Source organism: Paracoccus sp. PAR01, from assembly GCF_014851995.1.
GTDB lineage: Bacteria > Pseudomonadota > Alphaproteobacteria > Rhodobacterales > Rhodobacteraceae > Paracoccus > Paracoccus litorisediminis.
Map to the genome: position 1 here is coordinate 1 of NZ_JACVAW010000007.1, position 17,598 is coordinate 17,598.

Annotated in this window: 11 protein-coding genes; 3 read left to right on the forward strand and 8 right to left on the reverse strand. The window is 64.3% G+C overall.

Annotation, left to right across the window (positions count from 1 at the left end):
• Positions 1-113: 113 nt before the first annotated feature.
• The 5 genes from glsA to IB235_RS12565 all read right to left on the reverse strand — a co-directional run bounded on the left by glsA (position 114) and on the right by IB235_RS12565 (position 8,101).
• The gene (gene glsA, locus IB235_RS12545) at positions 114-1,115 is read right to left on the reverse strand and encodes a glutaminase A (protein WP_192337032.1); all 1,002 of its coding nucleotides are present in this window, start codon (positions 1,113-1,115) and stop codon (positions 114-116) included.
• 89 nt (positions 1,116-1,204) lie between these two features.
• Positions 1,205-2,407, reverse strand: coding sequence for an MFS transporter (locus tag IB235_RS12550; protein ID WP_370576888.1), 1,203 nt, complete (start codon positions 2,405-2,407; stop codon positions 1,205-1,207).
• Complete coding sequence (locus IB235_RS12555; RefSeq protein ID WP_192337034.1) at positions 2,400-5,456, reverse strand: efflux RND transporter permease subunit; 3,057 nt, start codon at positions 5,454-5,456, stop codon at positions 2,400-2,402. Before IB235_RS12555 ends, IB235_RS12550 begins: the two co-directional genes overlap by 8 nt.
• Positions 5,453-6,547 (reverse strand): efflux RND transporter periplasmic adaptor subunit, encoded by a 1,095-nt coding sequence (locus tag IB235_RS12560; RefSeq protein WP_192337035.1) that lies wholly within the window; start codon positions 6,545-6,547, stop codon positions 5,453-5,455. Before IB235_RS12560 ends, IB235_RS12555 begins: the two co-directional genes overlap by 4 nt.
• Before the next feature lie 42 nt (positions 6,548-6,589).
• On the reverse strand, positions 6,590-8,101 hold the full coding sequence (locus IB235_RS12565) for an AbgT family transporter (protein ID WP_192337036.1): 1,512 nt from the start codon (positions 8,099-8,101) through the stop codon (positions 6,590-6,592).
• A gap of 441 nt (positions 8,102-8,542) precedes the next feature.
• Between IB235_RS12565 and IB235_RS12570 the strand changes: the two genes are divergently transcribed.
• The 3 genes from IB235_RS12570 to IB235_RS12580 all read left to right on the forward strand — a co-directional run bounded on the left by IB235_RS12570 (position 8,543) and on the right by IB235_RS12580 (position 12,492).
• A complete protein-coding gene (locus tag IB235_RS12570; protein ID WP_192337037.1) occupies positions 8,543-10,348 on the forward strand; it encodes an SLC13 family permease in 1,806 nt (601 codons plus the stop codon).
• Positions 10,349-10,414: 66 nt separating this feature from the next.
• Positions 10,415-11,791, forward strand: coding sequence for a M20/M25/M40 family metallo-hydrolase (locus IB235_RS12575; protein WP_192337038.1), 1,377 nt, complete (start codon positions 10,415-10,417; stop codon positions 11,789-11,791).
• Positions 11,792-11,862: 71 nt separating this feature from the next.
• Complete coding sequence (locus IB235_RS12580) at positions 11,863-12,492, forward strand: OmpA family protein (protein ID WP_155040227.1); 630 nt, start codon at positions 11,863-11,865, stop codon at positions 12,490-12,492.
• A gap of 39 nt (positions 12,493-12,531) precedes the next feature.
• On the opposite strand, the gene IB235_RS12585 is transcribed toward IB235_RS12580, so the two are convergent.
• The 3 genes from IB235_RS12585 to IB235_RS12595 all read right to left on the reverse strand — a co-directional run bounded on the left by IB235_RS12585 (position 12,532) and on the right by IB235_RS12595 (position 17,596).
• Positions 12,532-13,866 carry an amidohydrolase family protein gene (locus IB235_RS12585; RefSeq protein ID WP_192337039.1) on the reverse strand — a complete coding sequence of 445 codons (1,335 nt, stop codon included), beginning with the start codon at positions 13,864-13,866 and terminating at the stop codon, positions 12,532-12,534.
• Between the two features lie 135 nt (positions 13,867-14,001).
• The gene (locus IB235_RS12590) at positions 14,002-15,813 is read right to left on the reverse strand and encodes an ABC transporter ATP-binding protein (RefSeq protein ID WP_225612285.1); all 1,812 of its coding nucleotides are present in this window, start codon (positions 15,811-15,813) and stop codon (positions 14,002-14,004) included.
• 1 nt (position 15,814) lies between these two features.
• On the reverse strand, positions 15,815-17,596 hold the full coding sequence (locus IB235_RS12595) for a gamma-glutamyltransferase family protein (RefSeq protein WP_192337041.1): 1,782 nt from the start codon (positions 17,594-17,596) through the stop codon (positions 15,815-15,817).
• Between the last annotated feature and the right edge of the window lie 2 nt (positions 17,597-17,598).

The window sequence follows — 17,598 nt, forward strand, 5'->3', positions numbered from 1 at the left end:
GGTCGGACATGAACCCTCTCTCGCCTGTAATGATGCCGTATTGCATGCCTGGCTTGAGATGCTGGGCATTTCATGCAGATCATGATCAACCTGCATCGGCGGTCAAGGATGAATCAGCGCGCCTCGGACGGGGCCGAGATCAGCATATCCAGCCCGAGTCTCTGCGACAGAAATTGCGCGACCAGCTGCCCGCGCACGCTGTTTCCAGCCTCGTCTAAAGGCGGCGAGAACAGGCCAAGCCCGGCCTTGCCGGGGGCCACGGTGACGATGCCGCCACTGACGCCGCTTTTGCCGGGCAGCCCGATTTCGTAAAGCCAATCGCCCGAGGTCTCATACAGTCCCGCGGTCAGCATCACGGCAAGGGTGTGGTGGCAGGTTTGGGGCTTCACCACCTGTTCGCGCGTGATCGGATTGAAGCCACCATTGGCCAAAGTCGCACCCATTACCGCCAGATCGCGCGCGCTGACCTGCAGCGCGCATTGCCGTGTATATAGCTCCAGCGCCTCCGCCGGATCGGAATAGATGCTGCCGAAGCCCTGAAGCATCCAGGCAAGGCTGCGGTTGCGGAAATTGGATGCCAAGGCCGAGGTCAGAACATCTTCGTTGAGCGCCAATTCGCGCCCCGCGAAACGGGACAGGCCATCGCGCAGAGCCGCCCACCTTTCGTCAATCGTCGCGCCGGGGATCAGGCTGGTCGTGGCAATGGCACCGGCATTGACCATCGGATTGCTGCGGCCGCCGGGCAGGCGTTCGATCCCGGCCAGCGAGTTGAAGGGATAGCCGGTCGCATTGACCCCCAGCCTTTCGCGCGCACCCGTCGGGCCTAGCAGGTCGCAGACTAAGGCGAAGACAAAGGGTTTCGACACGCTCATGATGGTGAACTCATGCAGCGCGTCACCCACGGCGTAGGTCTGACCGTCCACCCCCACGGCGCAAATACCGAACAGATGCGCGGGCATCTGGGCCAGCGCCGGATAGACCTGCGAGACCGCTCCCTGATCCACGCTGGAAAAGCGCCGATGCGCCTCGGTCATCAGCTGGGCGACGCGATGGCTGGCAGGCAGGCTGCCGGTCGAGATATGGGTCTCAGTCTGGACGGGATCGGGCAATTCCATCGAAAGCCGCCTTACGTGACGTGATGCGGGCTGTGGGAATGCCCGCGATTTTATCTCAGTCGGGGGCGAAAGACAAAGCTGGCCATCGCTCAGCCGCGCCACATGTGCCAGGCGACGGCGGTCGCTGATCCGGCCATTGCGCCCAGAATAGCGAAGGTCGCGCCCATGCCCAATGTCGCGCCCAGCCAGCCCGCCAGCGGATAGGCCAGCAGCAGGCAGGCATTGGCGATCGTCACCTGTGCCGCGAACAGCGCCTGCAGGTCCGAGGGCGCGGCAATGCGCCGGATCAGGTACGTGGCTGGGGTCAGCGCCCATGCCACCCCCAGTCCCAACAGCGCCCAAAGCGCCAGCAGACCGGTCAACCCATCCTGCACCGTGCCGATCAGCAGGCCCGCCGTAGCGATCGCCGCCCCCGTCATCATCAACCGCCGCTCCTCGACCAGCGACAGGGCCAGCGGCAGCAGAACTGCGCCAAGGATCGACCCCAGACCAAAGGCGAAAAACGCCATGGCCGCCGCATCGCGCTGAAGGTCAAACAGGCCCTGCACGATCACCACGGTATTGACCATGACCATGGCCGAGGCCAGCGCAACGGTCACGTCCAGTGCGATGACGCCGCGAAGTTCCGGTATGGCGGCGAAGCGCCTTGGCCCATAGGTCAGCTTGCGCCACAGCCCACCCGAAGGCGCGCCCAGATGCTGTGGCAACTGCGCCGCCTGAACCAGCAGCGCCGAGGCGGCAAAGGCCCCCGCCGCCAACAGGAAGATGCCGCTTGCCCCCAGAAAAACCATCAGCCCGGCCGCCAGCAGCGGGCTGACCGGCCCCTCGACATCGGATGCAATGCGTGAGCGGGCGACCGAGCGTGCATAATCCTTTTCGCTGCCCAGCAGGTAGGGCACCACGGCCAGATAGACGAAACCGAAGCTGGCCGAGGCCGTGGCAAAGACGATGACCAGCGCATAGACCTGCCAGACTGACGACACGAAAGGCAGCAGGATCAGGCTGGCGGCGCGGATCAGGTCCAATGCCACCAGCAGCGCCTTGCGCGGCAGGCGATTGGTCAGCACCGTCAGGATCGGCGCGCCAAGGACATAGGACAACATCTTGAGCGACAGAGCGGTCCCGATCACCGCGCCCGATTCCTCGCCCGCCAGATCGAAGGCCAGCAACGCCAGCCCGACCGTGGCGATGCCGGTCGCGAATTGCGCCAGCACATAGCCCGCGAACAGCCGGTAATAGCTGGGCTTGTCGCTGACCCCGCTCCAACTCAGCGTGCCGGGCCTTTCAGGCACGGGCGGGTTTTGGGTCGGCGGCCCCGCCATGCACGGTCACGTAAAGCACCGGCAGGAATACCAGCGTCAGCAACGTGGCGATCAGCAGCCCACCCATGATCGCGAAGGCCATTGGTCCCCAGAACAGCGTCGGCGCAATCGGCAGCAGGCCAAGGATCGTCGACAAGGCCGTCAGCATCAGCGGCCGCAGGCGGCTGGTCGCGGCCTGCACCGCCGCATCGACCACGGACAGGCCCGAGGCGCGATCCTCGGTAATCTGGGTGATCAGGATGATGGCGTTTTTCGCGATCATGCCGATCAGCGCAAGGATGCCAAGGATCGCCACGAAACCCAGCGAGCGCTGGAACAGCAGCAGCGCGGCGACCACCCCGATCAGTCCCAGTGGCAGCAGCAGCAGCACCATTCCGGCATCGCGGAAGCTTTGCAACTGCACCATCAGCAGCGTCACCATCAGGAAGATCATCACCGGAATGACGGCAAAGACGGATTCCTGACTTTCTGCGCTGGTTTCCACGGTGCCGCCCAGATTGACCGCATAGCCGTTGGGAAGGGACGCGTTCAGGGCGGCAATGTCATCTTCCAGCGCGGCGGCTACGGCCTCGGGCGTGGAGCCGGGGGCGACATCGGCCAGAACGGTCAGCGTTGGCAACCGGTCGCGCCGCCACAGGAAGGGCTGTTCCTGATCATAGCTGAAATTCGCGAACTGCCCCAAGGATACGGTGCGTCCACCCGGCACCGGAACCTGCAGGGTCGAGATCGTGTCCAGCGAGACGCGATTGCCCTCGGCCGCGCGGGCGACGATGGGGATCTGGTAAATGCCGTCGCGCAGTTGCGACACGGTCGCGCCCGATACGGCTGTGTTCAGGATCGCGGCAATCTGCCCGCTGGTCAGACCCAGACGGCGGGCGCGGTCCTGATCGATCTCGATGCGCAACTGACGCGCGGGCTCGATCCAGTCGAAATGCACCTCTCGGGCATGGGGATTGCTGGCGACGACCCCGGCCAGATCCAGCGCTCGGCTGCGCAGGGTTTCGACATCCGGCCCGGTCAGGCGGTATTGCAGCGGCCAGCCGATGGGGGGGCCAAGCTCCAGCGGGCTGACGCGGCTGATCGCCTGCGGGTAGGTCTCGTCAAGGAATTCCTCCAGCGATTTCTGCAACCGACCCCGCGCCTCCAGATCGCGGGCCATGACCACGATCTGCGAATGGTGGTCGCTGGGCGGCTGGATCGCCAGCGGCAGGTAGAAGCGGATCACGTTCCGCCCGATATACGAGGTAAAGAACTGCGCCTCGCCGGTGCCGGCGACAAAGGCCTCGATGCCCCGGATCGCGTCCTCGCTGGCATAGATCGAACTTGAGGCGGGCAGCTGGAAATCCACGATCAGCTCATTGCGGTCCGAAGCCGGAAAGAACTGCCGGTCGACCCGTTGCAAGCCCAGCAGGGCGATCAGGAACAGGCCGGCGGTGACGGCCAGCGTGATCCAGCGAAAGCGCAGCGCAAGGCTCAGGAAGCGCTGGTAGGCGCGCAAGATCCGTCCGGGCTGCTGGGTCGCCCCTGCGGCGGGAGGCTTCAGGATCACCGAGCCGATGATCGGCGTGAACAGCACCGCCACGAACCACGATGCGATCAGCGCGATGCCGACCACCAGGAACAGCGAGATGGTGTATTCGCCCGCCTGACTTTGCGCGAAGCCGATGGGCACGAAGCCCGCGATGGTAATCAGCGTCCCGGTCAGCATGGGTGCGGCCAACGTGCGATAGGCGAATGTCGCGGCCTTATCGACCGTATCGCCCACAGCCAGCCGCCGCAGCATCGCATCGACCGTGGTCATCGCGTCGTCGGTCAGCAGCGCCAGGGCAATGATCAGCGCCCCCAGCGAAACCCGGTGCAGGTCGATCTCCAGCGCCCGCATGACCAGGAACACCACCGACAGCGTCACCGGAATGGCGATGGCGACGACCGATCCGGGCCGCGCGCCAAGGCTGAGGAAGCTGACGACAAGGATGATGATGACGGCCTGCATCAACGAGGTGGTGAAATCGCCGATGGCCAGATCGACGACCTTGGGCTGGTCGGAAATCAGCATAGGCTCGATCCCGATGGGCAGGTTCGCGGTGATGCCGGCCATCGCCTTGGTCACGTCCTTGCCCAGTTCAAGAATGTCGCCGCCCTCGGCCATCGAGATCGCCAGCGCAATCGCCCGCTGGCCGTTGATATGCAGCAAGGGCTGCGGCGGTTCGGACAGGGCGCGGCGCACGGTGGCGATATCGCCCAGCCGGATCGTCCGCCCATTCGCCACCAGTGACACGTCCAGAAGGTCGGCTTCGCTGTCAAATGCGCCGCTGACCCGCACGGCCAGATTCTCGGCTCCGGTGGTGATGACGCCTGCCGGTCGCACGACGTTCTGCGCAGCGATGGCGTTGAAGATCTGGCTGTAATCCAGCCCCATGGCTGCCACGCGGTCGGGCTGGAACTCCAGCAACACCTGTTCGTCCTGCGTGCCGATCCATTCGATCTTGGCGATGCCGTCGACCTGTCGCATCAGGTCCGAGCGAACGCTGTCGACATGGTCGCGCAATTCCCGGTCGCTGAAGCCGTCTGCGGTGAATCCGTAGATGATCCCGAAGACATCGCCGAAATTGTCGGTGAAGAACGGCCCCAGCACGCCGGGCGGCAGGGTGTGGCGGATGTCGCCGACGCCGTTCCTGACCTCTTGCCAGACATCACTGACACGATCAGGGGGAAACTGGCCGTCCAGATCGACATAGATGGTCACGATCCCCGGCCGCGTGATCGAGCGGATCGCGTCCAGCCCGGTGGTTTCCTCAAGGCGGCGCTCCAGCCGGTCGGTCAGCTGGGTCTGGGTTTCCTCCATCGTGGCGCCGGGCCAGACGGCGGTGACCAGCATGGTCTTGATGGTAAAGCTGGGGTCCTCGTCCCGGCCCAGATGCAAAAAGGCGAACGCCCCCATGATGACCGCGACGATCATCATGTAGATGGTCAGCGGACGGGACCGGATTGCCCATTCCGAAAGGTTCGGTCCGATCATGATTCAGCCTCGGGCAGACGCACGGACTGTCCGGGGCGCAGGACCTGAACGCCTGCCGTAACCACAATATCGCCGGGAGACAGCCCGCCCGCGATCACGACCGAAGCAGGAAGATAGCGTTCGACCTGAACCGGGTGCAGGGCCACGGTCGAGCTGGTCGGATCGACGATCCAGACGGCGGGTGCGCCATCATTGCTGGTCAGCGCCGAGGCTGGGATCTGGATCGAGCTGATCTCGCCAAAGACCGCGCGGCCGGTCACCGTTGAGCCAAGCCGCAATTCCGGCGGCGGCTCGATCAGCCCGACCCGGACCCGGAATGTGCCGGTGACGGTATCGGCGCGTGGCGCGACCTCGCGGATGCGGCCACGGGCGCTGACCGTCGGGGTCTGGGACAAAGCGACGGTGATTTCGGGATCGGCGGGGCTGGTCTCGATCAGCGCGGCGGGCACGTCAAAGACCGCGTCCATGCCGCCATCGCGGGCGATTTGCACGATCATGCGCCCGCTGGCCACGACCTCGCCCGGTTCGGCCCCCACCGCGGTCACCACGCCCGGCGCATCGGCAAACAGCGCGGTATCGTTCAGCCGCCGCGTGGCGATGGCGAATTGCGCCGCGGCCGCATCGGTGGCGGAATTGGCCGATGCCAGCGCTGCCTCGGCCCGTTCCAGACCGGCGCGCGCCAGCAGGCCGCGGTCGAACAGTTGCCGCTGGCGGTTATGGGTGGCGCGGGCCTCGGACAGCTGCGCCTCGGCGGCGGTCAGGTTCGCCTCGGCGGCGCGGCGGCCGTTTTCCTCGTCCATCGGGTCAAGGCTGGCCAGCGCCTGCCCGGCCTCGACCGTGTCGCCGACATTCACCAGCCGCTCGACCATCCGCCCGCCGATGCGGAACCCCAGATCGACCTGCGTCTGACTTTCGACGGTTCCCGCCAGCGAGACCGTTTCGCCCGCCAGCCGTTCCTCGACGGTGACGGTGCGAACCGGGCGCGGCTGGGCCGGGGGCTCATCCTCGGATTCGTCGCAACCGGCCAGAAACCCGGCCAGTGCCAGGACACAGGCCAGCCGGATCAGATGCGGGGGAATGTGCGAGATCATCGGCATTCTCCTGTCGGGGGACGTGGCGTTGTGTTGATGGTCTCAGGCCGGGCCAAGCGGCAGGCCGAAGCCGTACCAAGCGACCAGAAGCAGCGTCCACAGGACCAGCAGGACGATCGTGTAGGGCAGCATCAGGGCGACGATGGTGCCGATCCCGGCATCCTTCTGGTATTTCTGGGCAAAGCCGACCATGACCGCCAGATAGACGTTCAGCGGCGTGATCACGTTCATCGGGCTGTCGCCGACGCGATAGGCGGCCAGCACAAGGTTCGGGTCGCCCCCCAGCCGCATGAACAGCGGCACGAAGACGGGGGCAAGGATCGCCCATTTTGCCAGCGCGCCGGTCAGGATGATGTCGATGATCGCGACCACGACGACGAAAAGGATGATATAGCTGTTTGCCCCCAGCTGCGTGGTCTGCAGGAAATCGGCCAGGTTGACGGCCAACACCGTGGCGAGGTTGGTGAAGTTGAAGAAGGCGATGAAATTCGCGATTACGAACAGCAGGAAGATCATCCCGGCAAGGTTGCTCCAGGTCTTGACCACCAGCCCGATCGCCGCCGTGACATTGGCGATGGTGCCCGCGCCGCGACCGTAAGCATAGCCGATGCACATGAACAGCAGGCTGATCAGCACGATCAATCCGCTCATGAAGGGCGATCCGGCCATGATCCCGCCGGTTTCCTGATTGCGCAGGATACCCCAGGGAAGCGGTGGCGCGGTCAGTGCGGCCAGCACCAGCACGAATATCAGCAGCGCCCGGCCCGCATATTTCAGCCCGCGCTGCTCGGCCTCGGACAACTCGGTCGAGGCCTCAACGGGCAGTCCGCCGGAATAGGGCCCAAGGCGGGGTTCGACGAATTTCTCGGTCAGGATGGTACAGATGATGCCCATCAGGATGGATGAGGCGATCATGAAGAACAGGTTGCCGACCACGGTGATCTGCGCGTTCGGGTTGACGGTGCGGATTGAGTCGTTCGTGACCTCGACCAGCAGCGCATCGGTCGGGGTGACAAAGACGTTGACCAGAAACACCGCCGCGACGCCGGAAAAGCCTGCCGCCAGCCCGGCCAGCGGATGCCGCCCCATGCTGTGGAAGGCCGCCGCGGCCAGAGGCACCAGCACCAGATAACCGGCATCGGCGGCGATCGAGGACAGCACCCCCACCATCACGATCATGAAGGTAAAGATCGAGCGCGGCGCCGCCGCCACCAGCTTGCGCACCAATGTCGCGATCAGTCCCGATTCCTCGGCCAGACCGACCCCGATCATGGCGACAAGGATCACGCCGACCCCGGTAAAGCCCAGGAAATTCGCAACCGGCGAGGTCACCATGAAGCGGATACCATCGGGCGACAGCAGGCTGCGTACCGATGAGGTCTGCGTGACAATGTCGCTGATTACCGGGTCATAGCCCTCATAAGTGACCGAGGTTCCCATGGCAGAAAAGATCACCGAAAGGATGATCACGATGCCAATCAGGATGAAAAAGATGATGGCGGGATGCGGGACCATATTTCCCACCCGCTCGATCGTGCCCAGAAAGCCAGACATTCCTGCCTGAGGTTCCTCGGGCATTGCATTATTACCGGATTGATTCGCCACCATTCCCTCCGAATTTCGCTAAATTCCGCGGACGAATCCGCAGGTTTTGACCGAGGCAATACGTGAAGGACGATTATAGGCTGGTTATGAAAACGTAGTTTCGTAGCAAGACGATACCACGAAGTTTTCCGACATTCGAGTCTGCCCGCGACAGGGATGCTGCGTATTGCGTCCCCGTGGAAAACTGTTCATATTCGAAAAAAATCTGAGAAAATGGCGATGTTCATTTCGCCATGCACGTTATCGGATTCGGTGAAGGACGTGCCTGCTAAGGACTTCAATGAAAGCCGCGCAAGGCTTTGCGTTGCAACAAGTTTTTCACAGATACTTTCTCTGATTTATTGCCGCGTTCGTCAAAGACCAGTCTATCCCTGAATATGAGGTTCCTCGTTGACGGATATATGGATTGTTTTTGCCATTGTTGCGGCAATCGTCGTTCTTTTCATCTGGGACAGACTGCCCGTCATCGCGGTTTGCGTGGGCGCGGCGCTGGCGCTTTGGGCGACGGGCATCCTGACGCTGCAACAGGCGCTTGGCGGCTTCGGTGATCCGGCGGTTATCTTCATCGCGGCGCTGTTCGTGGTCAGCGCGGGGCTTGAGGTTTCGGGCGTTACCGCATGGGCGGGACAGTTGCTGATCCGCCAGGCCGGTGCCAGCCGCACCCGGCTGATCGTGCTGATGATGGGCTTTGTCGGGGTTCTGTCGGCGCTGATCAGCGTGAATGGCGCGGTGGCGGCGCTGCTGCCGGTGGTGATCGTCATGGCGATCCGGCTGGGCCGCTCGCCTTCGCAATTGCTGATGCCGCTGGTGTTTGGTGCGCATGCCGGATCGCAGCTGATGCTGACCGGCAGTCCGGTGAACGTTCTGGTGGACGAGGCCTCGGAATATTCCGGGGGCGGGGGGTTCGGCTATTTCGAATTCGCGCTGGTCGGCGTTCCGATCGTGCTTGGCTGTATCGCGATCGTCGTGCTGTTCGGGCAAAAGCTGCTTCCTGAACGCACCAGCAAAACGCTGCCGCCGGACCTTAGCCGCCATGCCACGACGCTGTTCGAACAATATCGCCTGTCCAAGGACGTGCATCAGTTGCGCGTGCGTGCGGGCTCGCCGGTGATCGGAAAGCAGCGCGAGGTCGTGGGTCTTTACGAACAACCCGATCTGAAATTCGTCACGCTCAAGGGCACGAACGGATTGCCCACCCGCGAGGATATCGTGCGCGAAGGGCATCTGCTGGTCGTGCGCGGCCCTGCCGATCAGGCCGCGCAACTGGCCAGCCAGATGGGTCTGGCCTTCAGCGAGGATGGCCCGACCGAGGGGATTTCCGACATGCTGTTCAACCGCGAATCCGGTCTGGCCGAGGTGCTGATCCCGCCGCGCTCGCCGCTGATCGGGACGCGGTTCTTTCCCGGCATGGTCACTGAAAGCGGCGATCTGATCGTGCTGGCCATCCAGCGTCAGGGCGAGGACACCAAGCCCGGCGCGGTTCTGGCCGGTGGCGACACGCTGTTGCTGCAAGGCACATGGAGCGCGCTGGACAGACGGCTGGAACAGCCCGAAGTCATCGTCGTCAACGAACCCGATCTGGTGCGCCGTCAGGCGCTGCCGATGGGGCCGGGCTCCAAGACGGTGCTGGCCGCGCTGGCGATCATGGTGCTGCTGCTGGCAACGGGGCTGGTGCCGCCTGCCGTCGCCGGGTTGCTGGCGGCGGGGATTATCCTGATCTCGGGCGTGCTGAGCGTCGAACAGATCTACCGCTCGATCAACTGGACCACGGTGATCCTTGTGGCCGCGCTGATGCCGCTTTCGACTGCCATGCAGGAAACCGGTGGTGCTGCGCTGCTGGCCGATGGGCTGGTCTACAGCGTTGGTGAAATGGGTCCCTATCCGCTGCTGGCGGGGCTTTTCGTGCTGTCGGCGGTGCTGGGCCAGATCATTTCAAACACCGCGACCTCGCTGATCATCATCCCGATTTCGGTGGTGGCCGCTGAGAAAATGGGGATCTCGGTCCAGCCGGTGCTGATGTGCGTCTGCGTGGCCTGCGCCGGGGCCTTTCTGACCCCGGTCGCGACCGCCACCAACCTGATGGTGATGGAGCCGGGTGCCTACAAGTTTGGCGATTACTGGAAGCTCGGCCTGCCGATGCTGATCTGGTTCTTCGTCATCGCCGTTTTCCTTGTGCCACTGATCTGGCCATTCTGAGACGCCCCGGCGGCTGCGGCCCGCCAGAGGCAGTAACCTGTATCTGAGTCTAGGGAGGTTCCGCTGATGTCCGATCTTGAGAAAGTCCTTGCCCATATCGACGCCGATTTCGACAATGCGCTTGATCGGCTGTTTCAGACCGTGCGGATGAAGTCGATCTCGACCGATCCCGCCTATGCCGCCGAAACCCGCGCCTGCGCCGAGTGGCATTCGCAGGATCTGGCCGCGATCGGCTTTGCATCCGAGGTCCGCGACACCCCCGGCCACCCGATCGTGCTGGCCAAGAACCATGACGCGACCGGGACCAAGGTGCTGTTCTATGGCCATTACGACGTGCAGCCCGCCGATCCGCTGGAGCTGTGGGATGGCGACCCGTTCGAGCCGAAAATTGCCACCCTTCCCGACGGCAGCAAGGAAATCCGTGGCCGTGGGGCGTCGGATGACAAGGGCCAGTTGATGACCTTTGTCGAGGCCTGCCGCGCATGGAAGGCCGTCACCGGCAAGCTGCCGATCCCGATCACCATCCTGCTGGAGGGCGAGGAGGAATCGGGCGGTGCGAACCTGCCCGGCTTCCTTGAGGCGGCCAAGTCCGAGTTGGGTGCCGATGTCGCAATGATCTGCGACACCAATATGTGGGACAAGGAAACCCCGGCGATCACCACCAGCCTGCGCGGGCTTTGCGCCGAGGAAATCTTCATCCATGCCAGCGACCGCGACCTGCATTCGGGCTTCTATGGCTCGGCTGCGGCGAACCCGAACCATGTGCTGGCCCGGATCATCGCCGATCTGCGCGATGCCGACGGCCGCATCACGTTGCCCGGCTTCTATGACGGCGTGCCCGACCTGCCGCAATCGCTGCGCGACAGCTGGGATAAGCTCGATTTCTCGGAATCGGCGTTTCTGGGCGAGGTCGGCCTGTCGGTCCCGGCGGGCGAAAAGGGCCGCTCGGTGCTGGAGCAGACCTGGTCGCGCCCGACCTGCGAGGTCAACGGCATGGTTGGCGGCTATACCGGGGACGGCTTCAAGACGGTGATCCCGGCGGTTGCCTCGGCCAAGATCAGCTTCCGGCTGGTCTTTGATCAGGACCCGCACAAGATCCGCGCCGCCTTCCGCGACTTTGTGAAAGCGCGCTTGCCTGCGGATTGCCGGGCCGAGTTCACCGAATTCGGCTCGGGCCGGGCGGTGGCCTTTGAGGTCTCGGCCCCGGTCTTTCAGAAGACTCAGCAGGCGCTGAGCGACGAATGGGGCAAGGAGGCGGCCTTTGTCGGCGGCGGCGGCTCGATTCCCGTCACCACCATGATCAAGGAAATGCTGGGCATGGATGTGGTCATGGCGGGATTTGGTCTAAGTGACGACCGCATCCACAGCCCGAACGAAAAATATAGCCTGACCAGTTTTCACAAGGGCATCCGGTCATGGGCACGGGTGCTGGCCGCGCTGTGACCCGATCTGATCGAGGATCCAGACGGGCTGGCCGGTGCGATCCGTGCCCGCCCGAAGCCAAGGAGGGGAAGATGTCATCACGTTCGACTATCGCCGTCGGGTTGGTCCTGATCGGCGCATTGGCGGCCTGCGCGCCCGATGGCGGTGAGCCCGGCCATACCGCGCAAGGGGCCATCGGTGGCGCGGCGGCGGGCGCGCTGATCGCCGGCTCGCGCAACAATTCGGCCAGCGATGCCGTCAGGGGCGCGGTGGTCGGCGGCTCGGTCGGCGCGGTGGTGGGGTCCATCGCGGACCAGCAGAACGCGATGCGGCGGGCCATCAATGACCCGAATGTCGCGGTCAGAAACGATGGGCAGAACCTGATCGTGGTTTTCCCGAATGCGCTGCTGTTCGCCACTTCATCGGCCACGCTGTCACCGGTCGGGCAACAGGACCTGCGGCAGTTGGCCGCGCATATGCAGACCCGGCCCGGCAGCGTCGTCGTGATCGGCCATACCGACAGTTCGGGCTCGCTCAGCTACAACCAGACCCTGTCCGAGCATCGCGCCCGTGCCGTCGCCGGTACGCTGGTCGCGGGTGGCCTTGCGCCGCAGCGTATCACTGCGGTCGGTCAGGGCCCGACGCGTCCGATCGCCTCGAATGACACGCCAGAGGGTCGTGCCCAGAACCGCCGGGTCGAGATCATCGTCCGCCCGAACTGATTGCTTTGGGCGCGACAACAGTTTCGTCGCGCCCGCTGCCTACTGTCCCAGCGTGTTCTTGAAGATTTTGCCGTCCTTCATGATCACCTTGAAGTTGGTGGCGGCATCCGCGACCAGATCCAGATCGGCGGTCGGATCGCCATAGACCAGCAGCAGATCTGCCAGCGCCCCTTCCTCGACCACGCCTAGCCGACCGGGATAGGGGTTGCGAGGCCCGGTCAGTTGCAAAAGTTCGGCATTGGTCGCGGTCGCCATCTCCAGCGCCTCGGCAGGGGTATACCATTTCTGCATCCGGGCCAGCCACGCCCCCTGCTGCGTCGCGGTCGCCGCATCAAACAGGATGTCGGTGCCGAAGGCGGTCTTGATGCCGTATTTCTTCGCAAAGGCGTACATGGCGTCGGTGCCATGCAGAACCTGCGCCAACTTTGCCCGCGAATCCGGGGTCAGTCCGGCCCAATCCTCGGCCTGACCGGTAAAGGGTTGCGTCGACAGCCAGATCCCGCGCTCGGCCATCAGTTTGGCGCTGTCATCGTCCATCAGATGCGCGTGCTCGATCACCTTTACGCCGCTGTCGATCGCCCGTTTGATCGCTTCCGGGGTATAGGCGTGGACGGCGACATAGGTGCCCCAGTTTCCCGCCGCCTCGGTCGCCGCGTGCAATTCCTCTTCGGTAAAGGTCGACACATCCAACGGCGAATGAGGAGAGGCGACACCGCCCCCCGCCGTCAGCTTGATCTGGCTTGCGCCCATCATCAGCTGCTCGCGCACCCGCATGCGGACATCGGCAGGGCTGTCGACGATCATGCTGCCATGGATTTCCTCGGACCGGGTCAATTCCCCCCCATGGCGCGGCAATTCGGTCAGGAAACGGAAATCGCCATGCCCGCCTGTCGTGGTCAGCATCGCCCCCGAGGGATAGATCCGCGGTCCCGGCACCAGCCCGCTGTCGACCGCCTGTTTCAGGCCAAAGGCCGGTCCGCCCATGTCGCGCACGGTGGTGAAGCCGCGCAGCAATGTGGCCTGCGCCTCGACGCTCGCCAGAATATTGAGGAAGCCATAATCGCCCAGCATCGCCATATCAGCGGTCGGGCGCGCCAGCATCGTATGCCAATGCGCGTCGATCAGCCCCGGCATCAGGGTCATGCCCGCACCGTCGATGACCGTCGCCCCGGCGGGTTCCGGGACATCGGCCGAGATGGTGGCGATCACATTGCCGGTGACCAGCACATTCGAAGGCTGGGACAGCTGCGCGGCATGGCCGTCGAAAATCCGGACATTGCGGAACAGCACGTCGGCTCGCCCCTCCAGGGGCAAGGACAGGCAAAGCGCACCGCACAGAAAAATGGTCGAGAAAAGCCGAGCGAAGGGAAACATCAGGTTCATTCCTTTCGTGATGAACTGACCGCGCAAATCCGGGACAGTTATAATCTGTCCGGTCGTCAAACCTTCCTTCGCCTCATGTTAACGATTTGCGGCCATTGGGCTAGCGTCTGCGATGCGATCGGGGTTTCAGGCCGTGTTCATCACCAGATGTCCGCGCCCCAGATCCTGCCAGTCCCGGCGCGGTGCCACATAACCGCGCGGGCGGATCGGGTTTTTCAGTTCCTCTGTGGCCATTGCGCGGCGCAGTCCGCGGCGGTTGGGATCAGGGATGGGGACCGCGGCGATCAGCTTTTGCGTATAGGGATGTTGCGGATTGCCAAAGACCGCTTCGCGCGGCCCGATTTCGACGATCTCGCCCAGATACATGACGGCGACGCGGTGGCTGACCCGTTCGACCACCGCCATGTCATGCGAGATGAACAGATAGGCGATGCCCAACCGCTCCTGCAGATCCATGAGCAGGTTGCAGACCTGCGCCTTGACCGAGACATCCAGCGCCGAGACGCTTTCATCCGCCACGATAAGCTTGGGACCCAGCCCCAGCACCCGCGCGATGGCAACGCGTTGGCGCTGCCCGCCCGAAAACTCATGCGGATAGCGGTCCATCATGGCGGGGCTCAACCCGACCTGAGCCAGCAGGTCGGCCGCCATGGCACGGGCCTGATGCCCCTTGGCGATACCATGCTTCAGGATCGGCTCGGCCACGGTCTGGCCCACGGTCATGCGCGGGTTCAGGCTTGAGAACGGGTCCTGAAAGATCATCTGCGCCGAGCGTCGCATCCGGCGCAGATCACTGCCCCCAAGGTCGCGGACATCGAATCCGTCCAACTGGATCGAGCCCGATTGCGGCTCGATCAGGCGCAGTATCGAACGCCCTGTGGTGGACTTGCCGCAGCCGGATTCGCCGACAAGGCTGAGCGTCTCGCCCGGCCACAGGTCGAAGGACAGGTTTTCGACAGCGTGGACATGGCCATGGGGTCGGCCCAGCAGGTCCGAGCCGACAGCGAAGCGCGTGGTAAGGTTGCGCACCGACAGCACCGGCGTCCCCTGCCGGTCGACCGGGTTCAGCACCGGGGGCAGGGCATTGACCCTGCCACTGTCCATCTCGACCCGCGGGAAGCGCAGCGGATGATCCTGACCCACCATCGAACCCAGCCGCGGCACCGCCGCCAGCAATGCGCGGGTATAGGGATGCTCGGCCTGTGCAAAGATGCGCTCGGTCGGCCCGGTTTCGACGCAATCGCCGCGATACATGACCACCGTGCGGTCGGCGATTTCCGCGACCACACCCATGTCATGGGTGATGAACAGGACGGCCATGCCGGTTTCCTGCTGCAACTCCTTGATCAGATCCAGAATCTGGCCCTGAATGGTGACGTCCAGCGCCGTCGTCGGCTCATCCGCAATCAGCAGCCGGGGCCTTGAGGCCAGCGCCATCGCGATCATCACCCGCTGCCGCATTCCACCCGAAAACTGGTGCGGGTATTCGTCGATGCGCCTTGCGGCATTGGGAATGCGGACCCGCTCCATCAGGCGCAGCACCTCGGCGCGGATTTGGGATTTGCCAAGGTCGGTGTGCCGGGCCAGGACCTCGCCGATCTGGCGCCCGACGGTAAAGGCCGGGTTCAGCGAGGTCATCGGTTCTTGAAAGATCATTGCGACGCGGTTGCCGCGGATCTGCTGCATGGCGCTTTCGGGTAGGGACAGAAGGTCGGTGCCCTCCAGAAAGACGCGGCCCGAGACCCGTGCCCGCTTCGGGTCCAAAAGTCGCATGATCGACAGCGAGGTGACGCTTTTTCCCGACCCGCTTTCGCCGACAATGGCCACGGTCTCGCCGGGGTTCACGGTGAACGAGACATTGCGCACGACCTCGCCCCAGCCGTCGCCAGTCTGGAAGGCTGTGGTCAGGTTCTCGACCGACAGGACGGGTGGGGTCATGTCAGCGCCCCGCCGCATAGGCTTGCATCAGGCGCGGGGTGGCGGCGGCGCGCAGCAGCCCCGACGGATCGCGCCGCGCCGCGGTCAGCCGCCCGATGTCCCAATCGCCGGCGACGGTGACCTGATGACCGCGGCGGCGCAACTCGGCGATGGTGGCCTCGCCCACGCGACCCTCGATCAGCATGCCGCCGGGCGAGGAGGTGCGGGGATGGAATGAGGCCGGGAAATGCGTCGAATGGAACAGCGGCGCGTCGATCGCGGCCTGCAGGTTGCCTTCGTGATGGGCATACCGCAGGAAGAAGGCCAGTTGCCACTGGTCCTGCTGGTCGCCGCCGGGCGTGCCGAATGCCATCACCGGTTTGCCGTCGCGCAGCGCCAGCGAGGGCGTCAGCGTGGTCCGGGGCCGCTTGCCCGGCGCAAGCGAGGTCGGCAGGCCTTCCTCCAGCCAGAACATCTGCGCGCGCGAATTCAGGCAGAAACCCAGTTCGGGGATGATCGGCGAACTTTGCAGCCAGCCCCCCGACGGCGTGGTCGAGACCATGTTTCCCCAGCGATCAATCACGTCGATATGGACGGTATCACCGCGCTTCTCCGACAGATGCGACATGGTCGGCTCATAAACCGCGCCGGTGCCCATGCGGCCAAGCATGGCAAGGGTACGGTCGCGCTGAACTTCGAAGCCCGGGACAAGGCCCGGCCGCAGGTCAAGCGAGGCGGTGTCGCCGATCAGCGCGCGCCGTTCGGTCGCATAGGTATCCGACAGCAGCACCTGCATCGGCACGTCGTGGAAATCGGGGTCGCCGTAATAAACCTCGCGGTCGGCATAGGCGAGCTTCATCGCCTCGATCACGGTATGGATATAGTCCGGTCCGTTCGGGTCCATCGCTGCCAGATCGAAGCCTTCCAGCAGCTTCAGCCCCTGCAGCAACACCGGACCCTGACCCCAAGGGCCGGTCTTGGCGATGGTCCAGTCGTGGTAATCGCCATATAGCGGTGCCTCGACTGTGGCCTGCCAACCGGCCATGTCCTGCGCGGTCAGGACGCCGCGATGCTTCGTGCCGGAACCGTCCATCACCTCGGTCTCGCGGCAGAAGCGGTCGATCGCCTCGGCCACGAAGCCGCGATAAAACGCGTCGCGGGCGGCCTCGATTCCGGCTGCACGACCCGGCACGGCCTCGGCCTCGGTCAGGATGCGCTTCCATGTTTCGGCCAGTACCGGGTTGCGAAACAGCGCCTCGGCAGCGGGGACCGCATCATCCGGCAGCCAAGTCGCGGCGGATGTCGCCCATTCCTGACGGAAGAAATCAGCAAGACCGCCGATGGTCGCGGATACCCGCGCCAGCATTGGATGACCGTGCTCGGCATAATGGATCGCCGGTTCCAGCACATCGCGCAAAGTCATCGTGCCGTAGTCGCGCAGCATCAGCATCCAGCCGTCGAAAGCGCCGGGAATGACGGTCGACAGCAACCCGTTGCCGGGGATCAGATCGATCCCCTCGGCCCGGTAATGCGCGATGGTCGCAGCGGCGGGGGCGGGGCCTTGACCGCAGATCACCTCGGTCCGGCCGGTTGCCGCCGAATGGATGATCGCGGGCAGATCGCCGCCGGGCCCGTTCAGATGCGGCTCGACCACCTGCAGCACGAAGCCAGTCGCCACCGCGGCGTCAAAGGCATTGCCGCCGCGTTCCAGAATACCCATGCCGACCGCCGTGGCGATCCAATGGGTCGAGGTGACGACCCCGAAGGTGCCCAGAATTTCGGGTCGGGTGGTGAAGCTGGTCATGG

Bases quoted from the DNA above. Each gene is read 5' to 3' on its own strand.
- glsA (WP_192337032.1), bottom strand. From the start codon at position 1,115: ATGGAATTGCCCGATCCCGTCCAGACTGAGACCCATATCTCGACCGGC.
- IB235_RS12555 (WP_192337034.1), bottom strand. From the start codon at position 5,456: ATGATCGGACCGAACCTTTCGGAATGGGCAATCCGGTCCCGTCCGCTG.
- IB235_RS12560 (WP_192337035.1), bottom strand. From the start codon at position 6,547: ATGATCTCGCACATTCCCCCGCATCTGATCCGGCTGGCCTGTGTCCTG.
- IB235_RS12565 (WP_192337036.1), bottom strand. From the start codon at position 8,101: ATGTCTGGCTTTCTGGGCACGATCGAGCGGGTGGGAAATATGGTCCCG.
- IB235_RS12575 (WP_192337038.1), top strand. From the start codon at position 10,415: ATGTCCGATCTTGAGAAAGTCCTTGCCCATATCGACGCCGATTTCGAC.
- IB235_RS12580 (WP_155040227.1), top strand. From the start codon at position 11,863: ATGTCATCACGTTCGACTATCGCCGTCGGGTTGGTCCTGATCGGCGCA.
- IB235_RS12585 (WP_192337039.1), bottom strand. From the start codon at position 13,866: ATGTTTCCCTTCGCTCGGCTTTTCTCGACCATTTTTCTGTGCGGTGCG.
- IB235_RS12590 (WP_225612285.1), bottom strand. From the start codon at position 15,813: ATGACCCCACCCGTCCTGTCGGTCGAGAACCTGACCACAGCCTTCCAG.
- IB235_RS12595 (WP_192337041.1), bottom strand. From the start codon at position 17,596: ATGACCAGCTTCACCACCCGACCCGAAATTCTGGGCACCTTCGGGGTC.